Raw genomic sequence first — 19,724 nt, forward strand, 5'->3', positions numbered from 1 at the left:
CCACGCGGACCGGGCGGCCAGCCACCGCGCCGCCCGGCGCCACCGCCGGGGCCGCGCTCCGGCCCGGTGCCGGTGGACCCGGCCCGCGCCACGCAGAAGATCAGCCGGCCCGACCAGACCACCAAGAAGATCTCGGCGGGCTCGCTGAGTGAGGCTGTCGCCCAGCGCAATCAGCGTTCCGGCACGGCCACCCGGCCCCGCCCGGACCGCGAAGGCGGCCGCCCGGCCTCCGGCCCGACCACCGGCGGCCACCGCGCGGCCGACCGCCCCGCACCACCGTCCGGCCCCCCGCCCCGCAAGAACGGGGGCAGCGGCGGCTCCGGTCCCGGTGGCCGCCGCCCGCAGGCGAAGAAGAAATCGCCGTGGCGGATCGTGCGGCGCGTGCTCTACGTGCTGGTGGCGCTCGCCATCGTGGTGCCGAGCGCGGTCTTCCTGATCGCGTACACCACGGTGTCGGTACCCCAGCCGGGCGATCTCAAAACCAATCAGGTCGCTTCGATCCTCGCCTCCGACGGCACCTCGGAACTGGCGAAGATCGTGCCGGACGACGGCAACCGCACCGATGTCACCATCGACCAGATCCCGCCGCACGTGCGCAACGCGGTGATCGCCGCCGAGGACCGGGACTTCTACACCAACCCCGGTTTCTCCATCTCCGGTTTCGCCCGCGCCGCGCGCGACAACGTGCTGGGCAAGGAGAGCGCCGGCGGTGGTTCGACGATCACCCAGCAGTACGTCAAGAACTCGATGGTCGGTAATCAGCGCTCGCTCAGCCGCAAGATGCGTGAGCTGGTGATCTCGGCCAAGATGGCGCGGCAGTGGAGCAAGGACGACATCCTCGCCGCCTACCTGAACACGATCCCATTCGGCCGCGGCACCTTCGGCATCGACGCGGCGGCGCACGCCTACTTCGACAAGCCGGTGCAGGAGCTGACCGTCGAAGAGGGCGCGATGCTGGCCGCCACCATCCAGCAGCCCTACGGCCTGGACCCGGAAAACAACCCGAAGGGCGCCGAGGCGCGCTGGAACTACGTCCTCGACGGCATGGTCGGCGCGGGGTCCCTCCCGGCCGCCCAGCGCAAGGGCATGGCGTATCCGCAGGTCCAGCCGTCGACCAAGGCCGGTGAGGAATCAGCCGGTTCCGGACCCGAGGGCCTGATCAAGCGGCAGGTGCTGGCCGAGCTGTCCGAGGCCGGTATCAGCGACACCCAGCTCAACACCGAGGGCCTGCAGATCACCACCACGATCGACGCGAAGGCGCAGCAGGCCGCCGTCGGCGCCGCCCAGAAGAACATGCAGGGCGAGCCCGAGAACCTCCGTACCGCGGTGGTGTCGGTCGATCCCAAGACCGGCGCCGTGCGCGCCTACTACGGCGGCGAGAACGGCCAGGGCTACGACTTCGCCAACGCCGGCCTGATGCCCGGTTCGTCGTTCAAGGTGTTCGGCCTGGCGGCGAATCTGGAACTGGGCAAGCCACTCTCTACGATGTACGACAGCTCGCCGCTGACGGTGAACGGCATCAAGATCACCAACGTCGAGGGCGAGCAGTGCGGCACCTGCACCATCGCCGAGGCGCTCAAGCGGTCGCTGAATACCAGCTTCTACCGCATGGAGCTGGACATGGGCCAGAACTCCGGCCCGCAGAAGATCGCCGCCATGGCACACAAGCTGGGCATCCCGGACACCATCCCCGGCGTGGGCAAGTCGCTGGTCGATCCCGACGGCGGCCCGCCCAACAACGGCATCGTGCTCGGTCAGTACCAGGCCCGGCCGCTGGACATGGCTTCGGCGTACGCCACGCTGGCCGCCTCCGGCGTCTATCACAAGCCGCACTTCGTCTCGAAGGTCGTGACCGCCGACGGGCAGGTCCTGCTCGACCGCGGCGAGGTCGCCGGTGAGCAGCGCGTCCCCGCGGCCATCGCCGACAACGTGACCTCCGCGATGCAGCCGATCGCCGGGTGGTCGCGCAAACACGACCTGACCGGCGGGCGCGCCTCGGCCGCCAAGACCGGTACCGCCCAGCTCGGCGACACCGGCGAGAACCGCGACGCCTGGATGGTCGGCTACACGCCGCAACTGTCGACGGCGGTGTGGGTCGGCACCGAGGAGGGCGAGAAGCTGCGCAACGCCAGCGGCTCCATGATCTACGGCTCCGGCCTGCCGGCGGACATCTGGAAGGACACGATGGACGGCGCCCTGAAGGGCACGCCCAACCTGAACTTCCCGAAGCCGGCGCCGATCGCCGGACAGGCGGGCGTGCCGTCGTGGACAGCGGCCTACACCCCGCCCTCGACGACACAGGAGTACGTCCCGCCGGTCGTCGTGACCCCCTCGCAGATGGAGATCCTGCCGGGCATCACCATTCCGGTGCCGGGCCTGGCGCCCAATCAGCGCTCGCAGCAACAACAGCAGCAGCAAGGCCAAGGGCAGCAACAGGATCCCGGTGCGGGTCCGCTGCCGGGTCAGCCGGTCGCGCCGTCCGGGGAACCGGGCGCCCCCGAAGGTAATCAGCAGGGGACAGGAAACGGTACGTCGCCGCGGCAACGGTAGCCTCGGACGGCGTGATCGAGCAGCAGCTGGTGCATCCTCCGGCCACCGGAGACGCGAGCCCCGACAACGTCCGTGGCTACGCGTCTCCGGCGCCGGTGGCACCGGATCCGAGATCGGCCGACCGGCGGGACAAGCCGAGCCGGACCGATTCGCTGACCTCGCAGTTGTCCACCGTCATCGGCGGACCGGTCGGTGACCACGCGCTGATCGGCCGCACCCGGTTCTGGACGCCGCTGCGGGTGCTGCTGGCGATCGCGGTGGTGTTCCTCGCACTGAGCTGGGCGGGCAAGGCGGGCTGCATCCAGCAGACGTCCGACGGCGAGGGCGGCCTCACCCTGGACTGGAACAACGGCCGCCAGTACGTGGCCATGTGCTATTCGGACACCGTGCCGCTCTACGGCGCCGAGCACCTCGACGAGGGCGCGTTCCCGTACAAGAAGCAGTGGACCGAATTCGGTTCCGACGGCAAGCCGCAGGCCCGGTACATGGAATATCCGGTGCTGTCGGGTCTCTACCAGTACGCGGCGATGGAGGTCGCCACCGCGTGGGAGCAGTTGCGGTTGCCCGGGGCGCTGCCCGTGGTGGTGTATTTCAACGTCGCCGTGGTCGGTCTGGCGATGGCGTGGCTCGTCACCGTGTGGGCCTCGGCCCGGCTGTCCGGGCGCCGGGTGTGGGACGCGGCGCTGGTGGCGGCGTCGCCGCTGGTGCTGGTGCACGCGTTCACCAATTTCGACGCGCTCGCAACGGCTTTCGCGGCGACGGGCCTGCTGGCCTGGGCGCGGCGGCGGCCGGTGCTGGCGGGCGTGCTGCTCGGCCTCGGCGGCGCGGCGAAGCTGTATCCGCTGCTGCTGCTCGGCCCGATCCTGGTGCTGTGCCTGCGCTGCGACGGGCGGCATCGGCTGATCGGCCTGCGTGAACGACTGCGGCACCGCGCGGGACCGTGGCACGGCCTGCGGGAGTATCTCGCCGACGCGCAACTGAGCCCGCTGCGGTCCGCCGGGCTGGCCATCGGCGCGGCGTCCACCTCCTGGCTGCTGGTGAATGTGCCCATCCTGCTGCCGTTCCCGGACGGCTGGCGAGAGTTCTTCCGGCTCAACACCGAACGCCATGCCGACCCGGATTCGATCTACAACGTCATCACCTCGTTCACCGGTTGGGCGGGCTTCGACGGACCGCTGAAAGCGACGCAGACGCCGACCGTGCTGAACCTGGTGTCGCTGTTGCTGTTCGCGGCCGCCTGCGCCGCCGTCGCCTACATCGGACTGACCGCGCCGCGCCGACCGCGGGTGGCGCAGTTGATGTTCCTGGTGGTGGCGGCGTTCCTGCTGACCAACAAGGTGTGGAGTCCGCAGTACTCGCTGTGGCTGGTGCCGCTGGCGGTGCTGGCGCTGCCGCATCGCCGAATCCTGTTGGCGTGGATGACGATCGACGCCCTCGTGTGGTTCCCGCGCATGTACTACTACCTGGGCACGGACAAGAAGGGCGTGCCCGAGCAGTGGTTCACCGGCACCGTCGTGCTGCGCGACCTGGCCGTGATCGGCCTGTGCGCGTTGATCGTTCGGCAGATCTATCGCCCGGCGGAGGACCCGGTGCGCGGCGACGGCGTCGACGATCCGGTGGGCGGCGTGCTGGATCGCGCGATCGACCCGCTGCTCCCCTGGTTGCCGTCGATGCTGCGTCCCCGGCCCGCCGCAGTCCCGGCCGCGCGGGGTGGTTCGTGAATTCTCGGGGCAGGTGGACCTGGCCTCGCGCGGGGCTGCTGGAAGGATCACGGTCATGACGACTCTGAGCGACAAGGCCACCACGTTCCTCGCCCTGCACCGGCCCGGCGACCCCGCGGTACTGCCGACGGTCTGGGATGCCTGGTCGGCGGGGCTGGCGCAGGAGGCCGGGTTCGCGGCGCTGACCATCGGCAGCCACCCCCTGGCGGATTCGGTCGGCAAGGCCGATCAGGAGGGCATGGACTTCTCCGGCGACGTCCTGCGCCGGGTCGGCGAAATCACCTCGGCCGTAGACATTCCCGTCTCCGTCGACCTGGAATCCGGTTACGGCCAGGAACCGGCGCGGCTGATCGAGGGGCTGCTCGGCGCGGGTGCGGTCGGCTTCAACCTCGAGGACACCGTGCACGCCGAGGGCGGGCGGCTGCGCGCACCGCAGGAGCACGCGGACCTGGTCGCCGCGCTGCGCCAGGCCGCCGACGCGACCGGCGTGCACGTGGTGATCAATGCCCGCACCGACCTGTTGCTGCGCCAGATCGGCGACGCCGGGGACCGTCTCGACCGCGCCATCGCCCGGCTGCGCCTGGCCGCCGAGGCCGGCGCCGACGTGCTGTACCCGGTCGGCCGCCACGAGCCCGACGACCAGCGCCGCCTCTGCGCCGAACTGCCCTTGCCGGTCAACGCCATCGGCCTCCCGGACCAGGACGACCCGAAGACCTTCGCCGAACTCGGCGTAGCCCGGATCAGTTTCGGCCCGTTCCTCCAGCGCACCCTCAACACCGAGGTGAACCGGCTGCTGGGGCGCTGGCGGTGAGCCCCTCCCCTACGCGGCAGAGGTGACCGTGCCGTCCCAGGACGGGTAATCGGTGTAGCCCTCGGCGGTGCGGCCGTAGAGGACGTGCTCGCGGATCGGGGCCAGCGGCAGCGCGTGGGAGATCCGGTGCACCAGATCGGGATTGGCGATGAAGGCGCGGCCGAACGAGACCAGGTCGGCGTGGCCCGAACGCAGCGTCTGTTCGGCGGCCGCGGCGGAGGTGGGCGCGCGGTTCTCCCCCACATTGGCGATCAGCGTGCCGTGCCAGCGCGGGCGCAGATCGGCGAGCGCCGGATAGTCGTCGCTGTCGGTGAGATGCAGGTAGGCCAGCTCGCGGCGGTCGAGTTCGGTGACCAGCAGGCGGTACAGCGGCGCCGGATCCCGTTCGTTCATACCGAATTGCGGATTTCCGGGCGAGAGCCGGATCGCCGTGCGATGCGAACCCGCTTCCGCCACAACGGCATCGGTGACCTCCAGGGCGAAACGCAGCCGATTGATCGGCGAGCCGCCGTAGTCGTCGTCGCGCAGGTTGGTGTTGTCGGCGAGGAACTGGTGCACCAGATAGCTGTTGGCGGCGTGGATTTCGACACCGTCGAACCCGGCGGCGACGGCGTTGCGTGCGGCCGCCGCGTAATGCTCGACGGCCGTGGCGATCTCGGCCCGCGTCATGGCGCGCGGCACGAGCGATTCGGCCTTTCCGCCGTCGATGAGATGCAGCACGTCCCCGTCCGACACCGCCGACGGACCGGCCGGCAGCGTCCCGTCGATGCGGGCCAGCGGATGTCCCTTGCGCCCACCGTGCATGAGCTGGGCGAAGATTCGGCCGCCGGCGGCGTGCACCGATTCGGTCACCCGGCGCCAGGCCGCCACGTGTTCCGGCGTTTGCAGGCCCGGCACCCAGGCCTCGCTCTGCCCGCTGGAATGCGGCCATATCCCCTCGGTGACGATCAGTCCCGCCGTCGCGCGCTGCGTGTAGTAGTCCACGACGTCCGACGTGGGCGAGCCGTCGGGATGCGAACGCAGCCTGGTCATGGGGGCCATCACCACCCGGTTCGGCAGGGCACGGTATTCGGTCAGCAGCTTCATGCGCGTACCGTAAAACCTGACATTGATGTCAGGTGCAAGGATTGATTCATGCGAATCGGTGAACTGGCGCACCGGACCGGAGTGAGCGTCCGGTCGCTGCGCTACTACGAGAGCCGCGGCCTGCTGGCCGCCACCCGCACCCCCGGCGGCCAGCGCGACTACCCGGAATCGGCGGTGGACCGGGTGGTGCGCATCCAGGAACTGTTCGCCGCGGGCCTGCACAGCGCCACCATCGCCGAAATGCTGCCCTGCATCCACGACGCCGACGGGACGCCCAGCGCGCTCGCCACCCCGTGGCTGACCGAGGCGCTGACCTCCGAGCGCGCCCGCATCGACGCCTGCATCAAGGACATGCATCGCGCCCGGGAGGTCCTCGACGGTGTCATCCGCGCGGCCGAGGGCTGCCCGGCCGACTGAGTCCTGGTGCCGAGTCGCACGGGATCGGCGGCGTCATCGGCTCGCGACAGACTCTGCCGCATACCGGTTTTCGCTTTCGGGCGCGGCGTGCGAGTCCTTCCGACCGGCGCGCCGGGACGCCAGCACCATGCCCAGCACCCCGACCGCGAGACCCGCGATCGTCAAGGGCCGCAACGGTTGTCCGATCAGCAGCCAAGCCATGACGGCGGTGACGGCGGGCGTAGCGAAGAACAGCTTGCCCACCCGGGTGGTGTCCCAGCGGCGCAGCATGGCATTGAGCAGCAGGAACGCGCCCATCGAATTGATCAGCACCATCCAGACCATCGCGCCGGCGAAGCGGCCTGGGTCATTGATGTGAAAGTCGTTGTGCAGCACGGCGATCAGTCCGGCGACGGGCACGCTCGCCAGCACGTGCACGGCCGTGGAGCTGCGTGAGTCGATGGTCGGCGTGAAGCGCTTCTGATACACGGTGCCCAGGCTCAGCCCGAGCAGCCCACCGACACACAGCAGCAGCCCCGCGAGCGAGAACGCGGACTGGTCCGCGACGGCCAAAGCCACTCCCACGCCACCGATCCCGAACCCGAGCCACTGCCGCGCGGTAACCGTCTCCCCCAGCACGCGCCCGGCGAACAACGCGATCACCACCGGGTTCAGCCCCTGCACCAGCGAGATCACCGCCGCCGAGACGTGGTCGGCCATCGCGGTGTAGAACGCGCCGAACTGGATCAACTGCATCAGCAGTCCGGCGACGATCGCGTGCCCCAACTGCCTACCGCGCGGCCACCGCGCGCCGACGAACCGCGCGTACAACGCCAGCGCCACCGCGGCCGCGCCGAATCGGACGAACAGCACCAGGAACGGCGGCGCCGCGCCCACGCCGATGATTCCGGCGATGAACGCGCTGCTCCACATCACGACGAAGGCCGCGGGCGCGGCCGTGTCCATCAGACGATTCTGCACCGGACCTCCCGAGGTAACCATCCAGACCGGTTACTACCGTCGCAGTCGCAGACGTAACCTGTCAAGGTGGTTACTATCGGTGGGGTGTTCACCTTCGTCAGCGGCAACCCGGCCCTGGACTTCGCCGGCACGGTCGCCGCCCGGACCACCGATCACCTGGATCGGCTGGTCACCCCGGCGGATCTGGCCCGCTGGCTGATAACCGCCGACCTGCTCGACGCGGTGCCCGACTGCGACGAGGCTGCCCTGCGGCGGGCCGTGGCGGTGCGCGAGGCCGTCTACCGCCTGGCACTGGCCGCGCTGCGGGGCGAGCCGTCCGACGAGTCCGACCGCGCGCTCGTCAACGACACCGCCCGCGGCGAGCCGCCGCTGATCGCGCTGCTACCGGACCACACCGTGCGCCGCACCGGCACCGTGGATTCGGCTCTCGCGGCGCTGGCCCGCTCGGCCATCGAACTGCTCGGCGGCCCCGACCGCGAGCGAATCAAACAGTGCGGCCGCGACAACTGCACCCGGCTGTACATCGATACCTCGCGCGGCGGCACCCGGCGCTGGTGCGATATGGCCCGCTGCGGCAACCGCGCGAAGAGCGCCGCCTTCCGCGCCCGGCACGGCGGATCGTAGTCAGCGGAATACCGAAACCAGTTCGCCCCGAGGGTAATTGGGCACCGGCACGGGCTCGCGACGGCGACCGCGTGGCTCGGCCCACAGGAAGACGAAGAAGAACACCACGAGCAGCAGGGCCCGTCCCCACACGCCGAACTGCACGACATGCTTCTCGATATCGGCCGGGTCGCCCGACCCCAGGGCATAGAAGTAGCGGAAGACCCCGATCCCGATCGCCGCGTCGGCGAGCAGATACCCGCCCACCGCCGCCCACGGAACCCGCAGTAGCACCAGGAACGGAATCAGCCACAGCGTGTACTGCGGGGAATGCACCTTGTGGAACAACAGGAATCCACACAGCATCGCGGCGCTGACCCCGACCCACGGGAAGGCCGCGCCCGCGCTGTACCGCTTCCAGCCCAGCCACACCGCCAGCAGGAACGACACCAGCACGAGCACCGGCGACGCCGCCGACACCACCTCCTGGAACGACTCCTCGCTGCCCGGCGCCTCGCCGAACAGGGGTCGCAGTCCCCAGTACCAGATCGAGTTGGTGGTGATATCAGCCTGCCGCAACTGCTGGAAGGTGATCGAGGCGCGCCAGCCCTCGTACCCGGCCAGGGCGAAGGGCAGATTGATCGCGACCACCGTGCCCGCCGCGGCGGCGGCCACCGCGAGCGCGCCGCGCACGTCGTAACCGCCGGGCCGGTCCGCATCCTGCTCGTCGCCGCCCTGCCCGGCGCCGCGGGTCAGCACGTAGATCAGCAGCGGCAGCACGAAGATGCCCGGATACAGTTTCAGGCAGAAACCGATGCCCAGCAGCACGGCGGCCGCGATCGCGCGGGCCCGCAACGAGTATCGAGTCAGCGCGGTGACCACATAGACGGCCGCCACCGACGTCCACACGACCGGCAGCTCCCAGTTGTGGAACGCGTAGAGCAGCAGCGGCGGGCCCACCGACCACAGCAGCGCGGCCGGACCGGACAGCCGGCCCAGCATCCACGCCGTCGCCAGCGCGAACGGAGCCAGCAACAGGGCCGAATGCAGCAGGAACACCGCATCGTCGGTGGCGCCCGCCGCGCCGAGCCACATCAGCAATCCACTGAGTACCGGGTATTCCACCGCCCCGCCGGTCAGCGTGCCGTCCGAGGTGATGCCGCCGCTGATGTACGGGAAGACGTGCTCGTTGATGCTGCGGCCAAGCCACAGGAACTGGATGTCGGAGTAGCAGACCTCGGCATCCTTGATCTTGTCGAACATCTCGCTGCGGCCGTCGGCGTCGAACGGGCCGACCGCGCAGCGTGCCTTGTTGAAATAGGCGAACACCAGCATCACGCCGCACAGCAGCGTCGCTGCGACGGCGGCGGCCCGGCCTCCCGGGCGCGCGGTATCCGCTCGGTTCGACATGGGACCACGATATGTGGCGCACCCCGTGCGCGTCCGCATTCCTTTTCGGACGGAGATCGATTTCGTCGGCGAACACCAGCTCATGTAGCCTTGGCGGGTTGCTGACGCGACGACCCTCCTGCCCACGGAACGTCCGTGGGCCGTCCTTAGTCCACAGGAGGTGATGGGTTCCCGTGCGTCAATACGAAGTGATGGTCATTCTCGATCCCAATCTGGATGAGCGCACCGTCGGTCCGAACCTGGACAAGATGCTCAGTGTGATCTCGCAGCAGGGTGGCAAGGTCGACAAGGTCGACATCTGGGGCCGCCGCCGGCTCGCGTACGAGATCGCCAAGCAGAACGAAGGCATCTACGCGGTCGTCGATCTCACCGCCGAGCCCGACACGGTGAGCGAGCTCGATCGCCAGCTGGGGCTGAACGAATCGGTGCTGCGCACCAAGGTGCTGCGCAACAACAAGAAGTAAGCCCCTCTCGGAGAGCGAACCGCACTCGTAGTCGTCGGTGCCTGTCTCTAGGCTCTAGCGCAACACACGAGTGCACGGCGGACTGCACCGAAGAGCAGGAGGAACCATGGCTGGCGACACGGTCATCACCGTCATCGGAAACTTGACGGCCGACCCGGAACTTCGATTCACGCCCGCGGGGGCCGCGGTAGCCAATTTCACCGTGGCATCGACACCCCGCGTGTTCGACCGTAATACCAACGAATGGAAAGACGGCGAGGCGCTTTTCCTGCGCTGCAACATCTGGCGTGAGGCTGCGGAGAATGTCGCCGAGAGCCTGACCCGAGGCTCGCGCGTGATCGTGAGCGGACGGCTCAAACAGCGCTCCTTCGAAACCCGCGAGGGCGAGAAGCGCACGGTCGTCGAGCTCGAGGTCGACGAGATCGGTCCCTCCCTGCGCTACGCGACCGCGAAGGTCAACAAGACCTCGCGCGGTGGTGGTGGCGGTGGCTTCGGTGGCGGCTCCGGCGGTGGTGGGGGCTACAACAGCGGCGCCAACGGTGGCGGTCGCGGCGGGCAGCAGCAAGGCTCCGCCGGCGGCGAGGACCCGTGGGGCAGCGCTCCCGCAGCCGGCTCCTTCGGGGGCGGCGCAATGGACGACGAACCGCCGTTCTAGAACGGCTTTCATCGGGGCCCACGGGCTCCCAGGCATGACGGAGTAGAAAACAATGGCCAAAGCACCGGCGCGCGAAAAGGTGCTGAAGAAGAAGGCGTGTGCCTTCTGCAAGGAAGCGAAGAGCGGCACCGTCCAGATCGATTACAAGGACACGGCAATGCTGCGGAAGTTCGTGAGCGATCGCGGCAAGATCCGTGCCCGCCGCGTCACCGGCAACTGCGTGCAGCACCAGCGTGATGTCGCCGTCGCGGTCAAGAACAGCCGCGAGGTGGCCCTGCTGCCGTACGTGTCCACGGCTCGCTGAGAGGGAGGCACACGACGATGAAGCTGATTCTGACTGCCGATGTGGACAACCTCGGTGCGCCCGGCGACACCGTGGAGGTCAAGGACGGTTACGGCCGCAACTTCCTGCTGCCGCGCGGCCTGGCCATCCCGGCCACTCGCGGTGCGCAGAAGCAGGTCGAGGGCATCCGCCGGGCGCAGGACGCCCGTCGCGTGCGCGACCTCGACCACGCCAACGAGCTGAAGCAGGCCATCGAGAACCTGGAGTCGGTGTCCCTCGCGGTGAAGACCGCCGGCACCGGCAAGCTGTTCGGCTCGGTCACCCCGTCCGACGTCGCGGGGGCCATCAAGGCCGCCGGCGGCCCGGTCGTGGACAAGCGCAGCATCGAGCTGCCGAAGGCGCACATCAAGAGCACCGGCAAGCACGGTGTCGTGGTGCATCTGCACCCGGATGTGGCGGCCAAGTTCGATCTGCTGGTCGACGCCTCCGAGTAATACCGTTTGTGGGAAACCACCTCCGCGCCGATCGGTGCGGAGGTGGTGTTCCGCTGCGCGGGTGTCTGTGTTTGCTATTCGTTAGCTATTCTTGGGGCGCGCAGGCCGGGGTACGGTCGGCAGATATTCCATATCGCTTTAACCCCAGTTCGGGATGGTTTGGGGAAAACTCGGCAAACCGACCATTCGCAATGTGATCCACGCCATATCCCGAGAGAGCTCTGTTAACCCAACACGCCCGGCCGTTCATCTTGGCCGACACGCCGATGCACTGTTAATCCACAAGTGCACAGGCGCTATAAACGGTTCCTACCTGTGTGGTATCGGATATCCGCGCGCACTTTCCCCAGGTAATACACATGGGCTGCACAACAGCGGGTGAACAGTCCCCAGTTTGTCCACAGGTGGATGCACAGGGCGGTTTGGTAGTCCACAGTTCGGTCCCTTAGGTTCTTCCCGGTGTCGTGATCCCACGCCCCGTACACCGCGATTTCGCGAGCCTCGCAGAACGCTCCACCGGTTTGCTGATCGCCGCCCGCGAACTGCGGCAACCCCCGGCAGCGTCGCCGCGCGGCAATCCGAACGTGTCGGTGCCCGGGCGTACAAAGAGGGCTCGATACTCTCGGTGCCGCGAGCGTGATGAGAGAGGACGGTCGAGTCGGGTGGCAGTCGTCGATGATCGCGGGCACTCGGAGTACTCCGACTCGCAAGGGGAGGATTTCGGCCGCCAGCCGCCGCACGACATGGCGGCCGAGCAGTCGGTGCTCGGCGGCATGCTGCTGTCCAAGGACGCCATCGCCGACGTCGTGGAGGTGGTGCGCCCCGGCGACTTCTACCGCCCCGCCCACCAAGCCGTCTACGACGCCATCCTCGACCTGTACGGCCGCGGCGAACCCGCCGACCCCGTCACCGTGGCCGCCTCGCTCGACCGCCGCGGCGAACTCAAGCGCATCGGCGGCCCCCCCTATCTGGTCACCCTGACGCAGACCGTCCCCACCGCCGCCAACGCCTCCTACTACGCCGAGATCGTCGCGGAGAAGGCGATCCTGCGCCGTTTGGTCGAGGCCGGCACCCGCATCGTCCAATATGGCTACGCCGGCTCCGACGGCCAGGACGTCGCCGAGGTGGTCGACCGCGCCCAAGCCGAAATCTACGAAGTCACCGAACGCCGCTCCAGCGAGGATTACATGCCGCTGGAGGAACTCCTCCAGCCCACGATGGACGAGATCGACTCCATCGCCAGCCGCGGCGGCATGTCCCTCGGCGTCCCCACCGGCTTCACCGAACTCGACGAGGTAACCAACGGCCTACACCCCGGCCAGATGATCATCGTCGCCGCCCGGCCCGGTGTCGGGAAGGCCCTGGCCCTCGACACCCCCTTACCCACACCGACCGGCTGGACCACGATGGGCGAAGTCACCGTCGGCGACGAACTCCTCGACGCCCAGGGCCGCCCCACCCGCGTCCTCGCCGCCACCGAGATCATGACCGACCGCCCCTGCTACGAAGTCGAATTCTCCGACGGCACAGTCATAGTCGCCGACGAGCAACACCAGTGGCTGACGGAGACACGTGCGTCGCGCAAGTCAGCACAGCAGGCAGCGAGTGGATACAACAGGCAGCGAAACCAGCAGACCTTCGCCGAAGTGAGAACAACGGCCGAGGTCGCCGCCACATTGCGTTGCGCCACCGCGGATCGCCGGATAAACCACTCCGTCAACAACGCTCAACCGCTCCAGCTACCCGAGCAGGACTTGTTGGTACCGCCCTACACTCTCGGCGCGTGGCTCGGCGACGGAACCTCGGCATCCGCTCACCTGACCACCGCTGACCCCGAGATCATCCTCCGCATCGAAGGCGAGGGCATCGTTGCGGCGCCTGTCGAATCCGCGACGCTCCGATACAGCCTGCGGTTGCCTGCCGACGGGCCGATCTCACCGCGATTCTGTGTGATTTGTGGAGCCGAGTTCACCCCGTTCACAAGCGAAGTCCGAACCTGCGGTCGGTCGTGCGGGGGAAAGGCGCGCTTCGTTTCGCCTTCGGCACCGAAACCGACATGCCATCGTTGTGGCGGGCCGTCGATCGGTTTACGGCTCTGCCAGGCATGCAGAAACTCGATAGGGACAGTCCAGGGCCGGCTTCGAACACTGGGCGTGCTGGGCAACAAGCACATTCCGATGTCCTATCTGCGGTCGTCGGAATCGCAGAGGCGCGCGCTGCTCGCCGGACTCCTGGATACCGACGGAACCGTCACGCACGGAGGCTCGGCACAGTTCAGTGTCACCAGCGCGCGGTTGGCGCACGATATCGAGGAATTGATCGTCAGTCTCGGATACCGCTGCCAGGTGTCGACGAAACAGGTTCGCGGTCGCACGGTCGATTCGTCAACGGCATACACACTTACATTCGCTACGGACGACCGGGTTTTCGGATTGAACCGAAAGCATATTGCGCACAAACAACGCCGGGCGGACAGTAGCACGGCCCGATCGCGCTCCCGGTACATCGTCGATGTTCGCCGAATCGCGGATACACCCGTTCGCTGTGTCGAAGTGGACAACACGGAGCATCTGTACCTCGCCGGGCGTTCGATGATCCCGACGCACAATTCCACGCTGGGAATGGATTTCATGCGGAGTGCTTCGGTGAAGCACGGGTTGGCGAGTGTGATCTTTTCGCTGGAGATGAGTCGGACCGAGATCGTCATGCGGTTGTTGTCGGCGGAGGCTCGGATCAAGCTCGGGGATATGCGGTCCGGGCGGATGAGTGACGACGACTGGACTCGGTTGGCGCGCCGGATGAGTGAGATCAGCGAGGCGCCGCTGTTCGTCGACGATTCGCCGAATATGACGATGATGGAGATTCGCGCGAAGGCGCGGCGGCTCAAACAGCGCCACGATCTACGCCTGGTCGTCGTCGACTACCTCCAGCTGATGACCTCCGGAAAAAAGGTCGAATCCCGCCAGCAGGAAGTCTCCGAATTTTCCCGAAGCCTCAAACTCCTCGCCAAGGAACTAGAGGTCCCCGTCGTAGCGATCTCCCAGCTGAACCGCGGCCCCGAACAACGAACCGACAAGCGCCCCATGGTTTCCGACCTGCGCGAGTCGGGGTGTCTGCCCGCGTCGACGCGGATTCTGCGGGCCGATACCGGTAATGAGGTCACGCTCGGCGAGTTGATCGCCAGTGGCGAACAGCCTTTGGTGTGGTCGCTGGACGAGCGCATGCGAATGGTCGCCCGCCCGATGGTGAAGGTCTTTCCCAGCGGCCGGAAAGAAGTCTTCCGCCTGCGCCTGGCTTCCGGCCGAGTCGTGGAGGCGACGGGCAACCATCCCTTCCTGACCGTCGACGGCTGGATTTCGCTGGACAAGCTGCGAGTCGACGATCGCTTGGCGACGCCCCGCCGGGTGCCCGAACCGGCACACACCGAGCGCATGCCCGAGGCCGAGGTAATTCTGCTGGCCCACATGATCGGCGACGGGTCGTGCGTGAAACGCCAACCGATCCGTTACGCGAGTGTCGATGAGGCGAACCTGTCCGCCGTCGCCGCGGCGGCAACGCATTTCGGCGTCACCGCGGTGCGTGACGACTATCCGGCCGCCAGGGTCACCACGATGCGCCTGCGCGCGCCTTACCGTCTCACACACGGAAAACGCAATCCGATCGCCGCGTGGTTGGATGAGTTGGGCCTGTTCGGGCTGCGCAGCTACGAAAAATATGTGCCCGCACGAGTATTCGCTCTACCGAACGACCAGGTAGCGCTGTTCCTTCGGCACCTGTGGGCGACGGACGGTTCGGTCCGATGGGATGAGAAGGGTCGTCAAGGCCGGATCTACTACGCCTCCACCAGCCGACGTCTCATCGATGACGTCGCGCAGTTGCTGCTTCGGCTCGGTGTGCAAGGTCGAATCAGGCGAGTCACGAAGCCGGGCTACCGGGACTGCTGGCATCTGAGCATCGACGGCGCGGAGAATCAGGCGAACTTCTTACAGGACATCGGTGTACACGGCGTCCGCGGCATACTCGGCGAACAAGTACTGCGGGAACTCGAGTCGATGATCCGCAATACGAACGTCGACACGGTTCCCAAGGAAATCTGGAACAAGGTCCGAGACCTGCTCGCCACGCAGCACATCACGCACCGCGATTTCTCGGCGGCCATGGGATCCCGTTTCTGCGGCTCCGCCATGTGGAAGAAATCCCCCAGCCGTTCCAGACTGGCCCGGGTCGCCGCCGTCCTGGAAGACGCCGAGATCGAGATGTACGCGACGAACGACGTCTTCTGGGATCGGATCGTGGAGATCAGCAGCCTCGGCGAGCAGGACGTATACGACGGAACAGTCCCCGGGACGCACAATTTCGTGGCAGACGGCGTCTCCGTCCACAACAGCCTCGAGCAGGATGCCGACATGGTTATTCTTTTGCATCGGCCCGATGCGTTCGAGCGGGACGATCCTCGGGGTGGTGAGGCGGATTTGATACTCGGTAAGCATCGAAATGGGCCTACCGCGACCATCACCGTGGCGCATCAGCTGCACCTCAGCCGTTTCGTGGATATGGCGCGCGGGTGAGTGGTTCTGTCGTTGGGCCGGGACGGCTCTCTGGTTCCGTCCGCTGACTGGAGCGGAGGGCTGTCAGTTGGTTGCGATCGGTGTGATGACGGGGATATGAAGCTGTGTTTCGATCGGGGTGTAGAGGTCTATGTGTTGTTCGGTGGTGGTTAGCGAGATTAGTAGTGCGTAGCGCACAGCGTTATCTCGTCTGTCGGGGGATTTGCTGTTCTTCCACCAGCCGCCGACGGGGTATACCGCGATCGAGTTGCATTCGGCGAGTTCGCTTGCCAAGCCGTGCCATTCGTCTTGATGCAGCGAACCGAAACAGCGCTGTTGTTCCCCGAGGAGCCATCGGTCGGACTTGGGGCTGGTTCTGGGTGCGCCGTCTTCGTCGGATTGTGCATCTCGATTGATGCGTGCGATGAAATCGCTCCGCTTCTCCAGCGGTCCTTGCAGGTCGAATCGCAAAGAGTGTGACGGGTAGGCGTACCTTCTACGCCAGCCCCGGCGCGACGCTGAAGGTTCTATGAAGTAGGACAGCGTTATTCGTAGGCGGACATCGGCAGCCGCGATTGCTCGGAGTGCATCGGCGGGCCAGGGCAGGGTATGAAGCCGGAACTGGCGCATGGTGTAGTCGTCGCCCTCGAACGGCACGAATTGGTCCTGGGTGACCATGGTGACAGCGCGACGTGTTGAGTTCAGGACCGCGTCTTCGGTCGGGACGCCCCATCCGTAGCGGCGAAGCAGTTGCAGGCGAGCGTTTTTCAGTTGATCGGCCTTCACCTCCTCACTCATTGCGGACGTCCATTCGGCACAGTGAGGGAGCAGCCCTCGCACGGTTTCGGGCCAGTAGTCGGGATAGCGGCACATGGCGAGAGACGCGAGCCGGGAGGCCTGCGCGGTAGCCGCGCTTGTGGCGTTGGCCGAGGTCAGTGCGCTGTCGTGGGCGTGGCCTGTGGTCCGCAGCGACAACAAGGCGTGTCGTGGTTCGAAGGTCTGTGCTCCGTCGGTGAGGACATTGCCGCCTTCCACGCAGATATCGGGTTTGATCGGCCACTTGCGTTGGTTGAACATCACCGACGTGCGGCTGTGCGGCGACAGCTGCCCGGCGCCCGCCATCACCGTCCAGCCGTCGTATTGTGGATGAGCCGGAGTCGCTGTCAGGTCTGTGTACGCGCCGACAGTCAGGGCATTCCACGCTTGCCCCGGGTCTTCGATCGCCGAGGTGTCGCTATTGACGCGGTGGTCGAGGTCGTACCGGTCGACGTTGCCGGCGGCGACGATGATTAGCCGCGCTGCATCGGGGTCCGGTGCGGAAAGCAGCCGGAATTGCTCGCCGACATGGGTCGAGTCGCTACCGACCGCGAGCGCATCGACCGCGGCCGACCACAGGGTCGGTTCGCCTGGGTTGTCGGGTTGTGTACTGAGTGTGAGGCAGAATACCCGTCGTCTGGGGTTGGTGATCTCGGGAAGCGTAACTGCCTGCACGGTGGCACTGCCGAAGTCGATTGGGGCGATAGCTCTTTCGTGCGGTGCCGGAGCCATTCGGACCGATTCGAGGCGATGCTGAAGTCTGATGACGCTGTTTCCGGTCAAATGTGGTTCCAGGTTTCCGAACAGCGCGAGGCCTGCCATGGACGTGCCATGCCCCGACGGGTGCACGTCTGTTCCGGAGGTGCCGAGGATGGTGTGGTGGTCGTCTTCGGACAGTGAGTCACGCAGCAGTACGTGGCTCCGTAGCACCCCGGTATCGAGATGACATACTGCGGGCGCGTCATGAGGTGCGGCAGTCACTCGACTTGCCAGGTCCTGCACGTATTCGATGGTCTCGTCGGCAGAGAGGTCTTCGACGGTGTCGATAAACTCGGGTGAGCGGATTTCGGCGACAGGGATGCGGGTGTAAGTCAACAGTTCGAGTTGTTGCCAGGTGGCTTGTACCCACACCACGACACGGTCGCGGAGAAGGATGGACCGATGGAGGGAACGCAGTCCGTTGGCTTCGACGAACCGGTCCAGGTCTTGCGCATGTTCGGACGTCGCGTCGAGCCAGATCTCCCACCAGGTGGTTCCGTGCTGCGGGGGTGTGCCTGCTGAGGTCCATAGGTCATCGAGTACGGCACGGCGGATCCTGGAGATGTTTGCCACCAGTTCCCGGTTCTTGGGATTTCCTTGAGACGTTTCGGCGTCGAGGTAGTCCTGAAACAGCTTGAGGAATTGCTGGCGGTAGGCGTCAGCGACCCAGACCGTCGCCTGCTCGGGGGTATCAGGCGTCGCCGGGTGCACCGACAGCAGAATCCATCGTGGCCTGCGCTCCCGGTGGGAGGTTCTGCTGGTCAACGATTCGACCTTCAAGGGGTAGTCGGTGCCGGGGCTGCCTTCCAGCACAACGATTGTTCCCAGTGCCCGCAACTCGACATCGCTGAGGTTCAGCAGGTCGCGTTCGGCGTCGAAGGTCGCGAATGCCTGACCCGCCTCGCTCTTCAGTTTGCGACCGTGACGGCGTCGCCCGACAGACTGTACTTTGGCCTTACCTCCGCCGGAGCGTCGGAAGCGTTCGGATGCAGCGTGCCCGGATATGTAGAGGTGGTCCAGGTACTGGGGTTCGTCAGCCAAGGCTGGCCGTTCGCCGCGCGATGAGAGCAGCGATGATGTCTTCGCGTCCAACCTGCAATTCACGACGCATCAGCACAGCCTTCGCTGCTGACTCGGCGGCTTTCACCAGTTCGGCGTGGCTGAGCCCGGCCGTGTAATCGCCGAGCTTGTTCATCGCCGTCCCTGTCGCGAGCGAGCCAAGGCGAGCGCGGATGACTGCGGCAGCCTGTCGTGAATCGGGTAACGAGTAGGTCAGGACCACGTCGAAACGACGGAATAGAGCCTTGTCGAGGATCGCGCGGTGATTGGTCGCAGCGATGACGATCGACTCTGGACTGGCTTCCTCGAGGAATACGAGAAACGAGTTGAGTATGCGACGTGCTTCCCCCACGTCGTTGCCCGATCGGTCGGCACCCAGCGCGTCGAACTCGTCGAACAGATACACCGCCCGATGCTGAGAAACCGCGTCGAAAACGATTCGCAACTTGCCGGCGGTTTCTCCCATGAACTTTGACAGCAGGCTGTCGAGCCTGACGGTGAACATCGGCAGGGACAACTCGGTAGCGAGCACCGACGCTGTCATCGTCTTCCCGGTGCCTGGGGGGCCTTCGAGCAGCAGGCGGTGAGCTGGCGCAAAGCCATGATCGAACAGGTTCTTGCGCTGACGTTGTTCTGCGATGACCTGTTTGATCTGGGTGAGCAGATCGTTCGGTGCGATGAGGTCACGGAGATGAACTTCAGGCCGGGACGTCTCGACCAGTTCGGCTAGCTCACCGCGGGACGGCACCAGTTTGGTCACATTGGCCAAAGGCGTCCGCTCGCGGGAGGCGTCGACAGCCTTCTTGATGTCGCCTGCGAGGACGTGATGGCCTCGCCGAGCTTCCCGGGCAGCTATCTGGAGCGCGACCGAGTAGAAGGCGGCGTCGTCGCCGGAGGCATGGCTACGGACCATGGCAGTGATGTGATCGCCTGAGGCAGCCACGCCGTCACCTCCTGCCTCGACGTTTCGTTTACTCTATTGTCCCTCATTGGAGTCGGGCCTCATCTTACGATGCCACGACAGCCAGAAACACAGCCTTCCGCTCGCAGTGGCCTGTCCGGTTCTTCACGCTGACTCCGGCTGGCGTC

The 19,724-nt window shown here is 66.6% G+C and carries 15 protein-coding genes; 10 read left to right on the forward strand and 5 right to left on the reverse strand.

Annotated elements, in window-relative coordinates; all coding sequences use genetic code 11:
- Positions 1-369: 369 nt before the first annotated feature.
- Genes QH470_RS11120 through QH470_RS11130 form a run of 3 tightly spaced genes read left to right on the forward strand, consistent with a single transcriptional unit; the run spans position 370 to position 5,082 of the window.
- Complete coding sequence (locus tag QH470_RS11120; protein ID WP_425302650.1) at positions 370-2,550, forward strand: transglycosylase domain-containing protein; 2,181 nt, start codon at positions 370-372, stop codon at positions 2,548-2,550.
- A gap of 29 nt (positions 2,551-2,579) precedes the next feature.
- Entirely contained in the window at positions 2,580-4,271 is a 1,692-nt protein-coding gene (locus tag QH470_RS11125; RefSeq protein WP_280272297.1) for a glycosyltransferase family 87 protein, read from the forward strand.
- Between the two features lie 55 nt (positions 4,272-4,326).
- Positions 4,327-5,082, forward strand: a complete 756-nt coding sequence (locus QH470_RS11130) for an isocitrate lyase/PEP mutase family protein (RefSeq protein WP_280272226.1) — start codon at positions 4,327-4,329, stop codon at positions 5,080-5,082.
- Between the two features lie 9 nt (positions 5,083-5,091).
- Here QH470_RS11130 and QH470_RS11135 read toward each other — a convergent pair whose 3' ends face one another.
- The gene (locus QH470_RS11135; RefSeq protein ID WP_280272227.1) at positions 5,092-6,168 is read right to left on the reverse strand and encodes an alkene reductase; all 1,077 of its coding nucleotides are present in this window, start codon (positions 6,166-6,168) and stop codon (positions 5,092-5,094) included.
- Between the two features lie 48 nt (positions 6,169-6,216).
- On the opposite strand from QH470_RS11135, the gene QH470_RS11140 reads away from it, so the two are divergent.
- Positions 6,217-6,585: a MerR family transcriptional regulator gene (locus tag QH470_RS11140; RefSeq protein WP_280272228.1), complete on the forward strand. Its 369-nt coding sequence runs from the start codon at positions 6,217-6,219 to the stop codon at positions 6,583-6,585.
- A gap of 33 nt (positions 6,586-6,618) precedes the next feature.
- Here the strand turns inward: QH470_RS11140 and QH470_RS11145 are convergent, their stop codons facing one another.
- Entirely contained in the window at positions 6,619-7,545 is a 927-nt protein-coding gene (locus tag QH470_RS11145) for a DMT family transporter (RefSeq protein ID WP_280272229.1), read from the reverse strand.
- Positions 7,546-7,611: 66 nt separating this feature from the next.
- Between QH470_RS11145 and QH470_RS11150 the strand changes: the two genes are divergently transcribed.
- Positions 7,612-8,169 carry a CGNR zinc finger domain-containing protein gene (locus tag QH470_RS11150; protein WP_280272230.1) on the forward strand — a complete coding sequence of 186 codons (558 nt, stop codon included), beginning with the start codon at positions 7,612-7,614 and terminating at the stop codon, positions 8,167-8,169.
- On the opposite strand, the gene QH470_RS11155 is transcribed toward QH470_RS11150, so the two are convergent.
- Entirely contained in the window at positions 8,170-9,483 is a 1,314-nt protein-coding gene (locus tag QH470_RS11155; protein WP_280272298.1) for a glycosyltransferase 87 family protein, read from the reverse strand.
- 248 nt (positions 9,484-9,731) lie between these two features.
- Between QH470_RS11155 and rpsF the strand changes: the two genes are divergently transcribed.
- The 5 genes from rpsF to QH470_RS11180 all read left to right on the forward strand — a co-directional run bounded on the left by rpsF (position 9,732) and on the right by QH470_RS11180 (position 16,022).
- Positions 9,732-10,022: a 30S ribosomal protein S6 gene (gene rpsF, locus QH470_RS11160; protein WP_280272231.1), complete on the forward strand. Its 291-nt coding sequence runs from the start codon at positions 9,732-9,734 to the stop codon at positions 10,020-10,022.
- 106 nt (positions 10,023-10,128) lie between these two features.
- Positions 10,129-10,677: a single-stranded DNA-binding protein gene (locus QH470_RS11165; protein ID WP_280272232.1), complete on the forward strand. Its 549-nt coding sequence runs from the start codon at positions 10,129-10,131 to the stop codon at positions 10,675-10,677.
- A 52-nt stretch (positions 10,678-10,729) separates the two neighbouring features.
- Positions 10,730-10,981: a 30S ribosomal protein S18 gene (gene rpsR / locus QH470_RS11170; protein WP_187685871.1), complete on the forward strand. Its 252-nt coding sequence runs from the start codon at positions 10,730-10,732 to the stop codon at positions 10,979-10,981.
- Between the two features lie 17 nt (positions 10,982-10,998).
- Positions 10,999-11,454, forward strand: a complete 456-nt coding sequence (gene rplI, locus QH470_RS11175; RefSeq protein WP_280272233.1) for a 50S ribosomal protein L9 — start codon at positions 10,999-11,001, stop codon at positions 11,452-11,454.
- Between the two features lie 662 nt (positions 11,455-12,116).
- Entirely contained in the window at positions 12,117-16,022 is a 3,906-nt protein-coding gene (locus QH470_RS11180) for a replicative DNA helicase (protein WP_280272299.1), read from the forward strand.
- A 63-nt stretch (positions 16,023-16,085) separates the two neighbouring features.
- Here QH470_RS11180 and QH470_RS11185 read toward each other — a convergent pair whose 3' ends face one another.
- Together QH470_RS11185 and QH470_RS11190 are read right to left on the reverse strand one after the other, a co-directional pair.
- Positions 16,086-18,668, reverse strand: coding sequence for a S8 family peptidase (locus QH470_RS11185; RefSeq protein WP_280272234.1), 2,583 nt, complete (start codon positions 18,666-18,668; stop codon positions 16,086-16,088).
- The gene (locus tag QH470_RS11190) at positions 18,610-19,578 is read right to left on the reverse strand and encodes an AAA family ATPase (protein WP_280272235.1); all 969 of its coding nucleotides are present in this window, start codon (positions 19,576-19,578) and stop codon (positions 18,610-18,612) included. Before QH470_RS11190 ends, QH470_RS11185 begins: the two co-directional genes overlap by 59 nt.
- Between the last annotated feature and the right edge of the window lie 146 nt (positions 19,579-19,724).

The sequence above is a fragment of the Nocardia wallacei genome, assembly GCF_029868745.1.
In the GTDB taxonomy this organism is placed as follows: domain Bacteria; phylum Actinomycetota; class Actinomycetes; order Mycobacteriales; family Mycobacteriaceae; genus Nocardia; species Nocardia wallacei_B.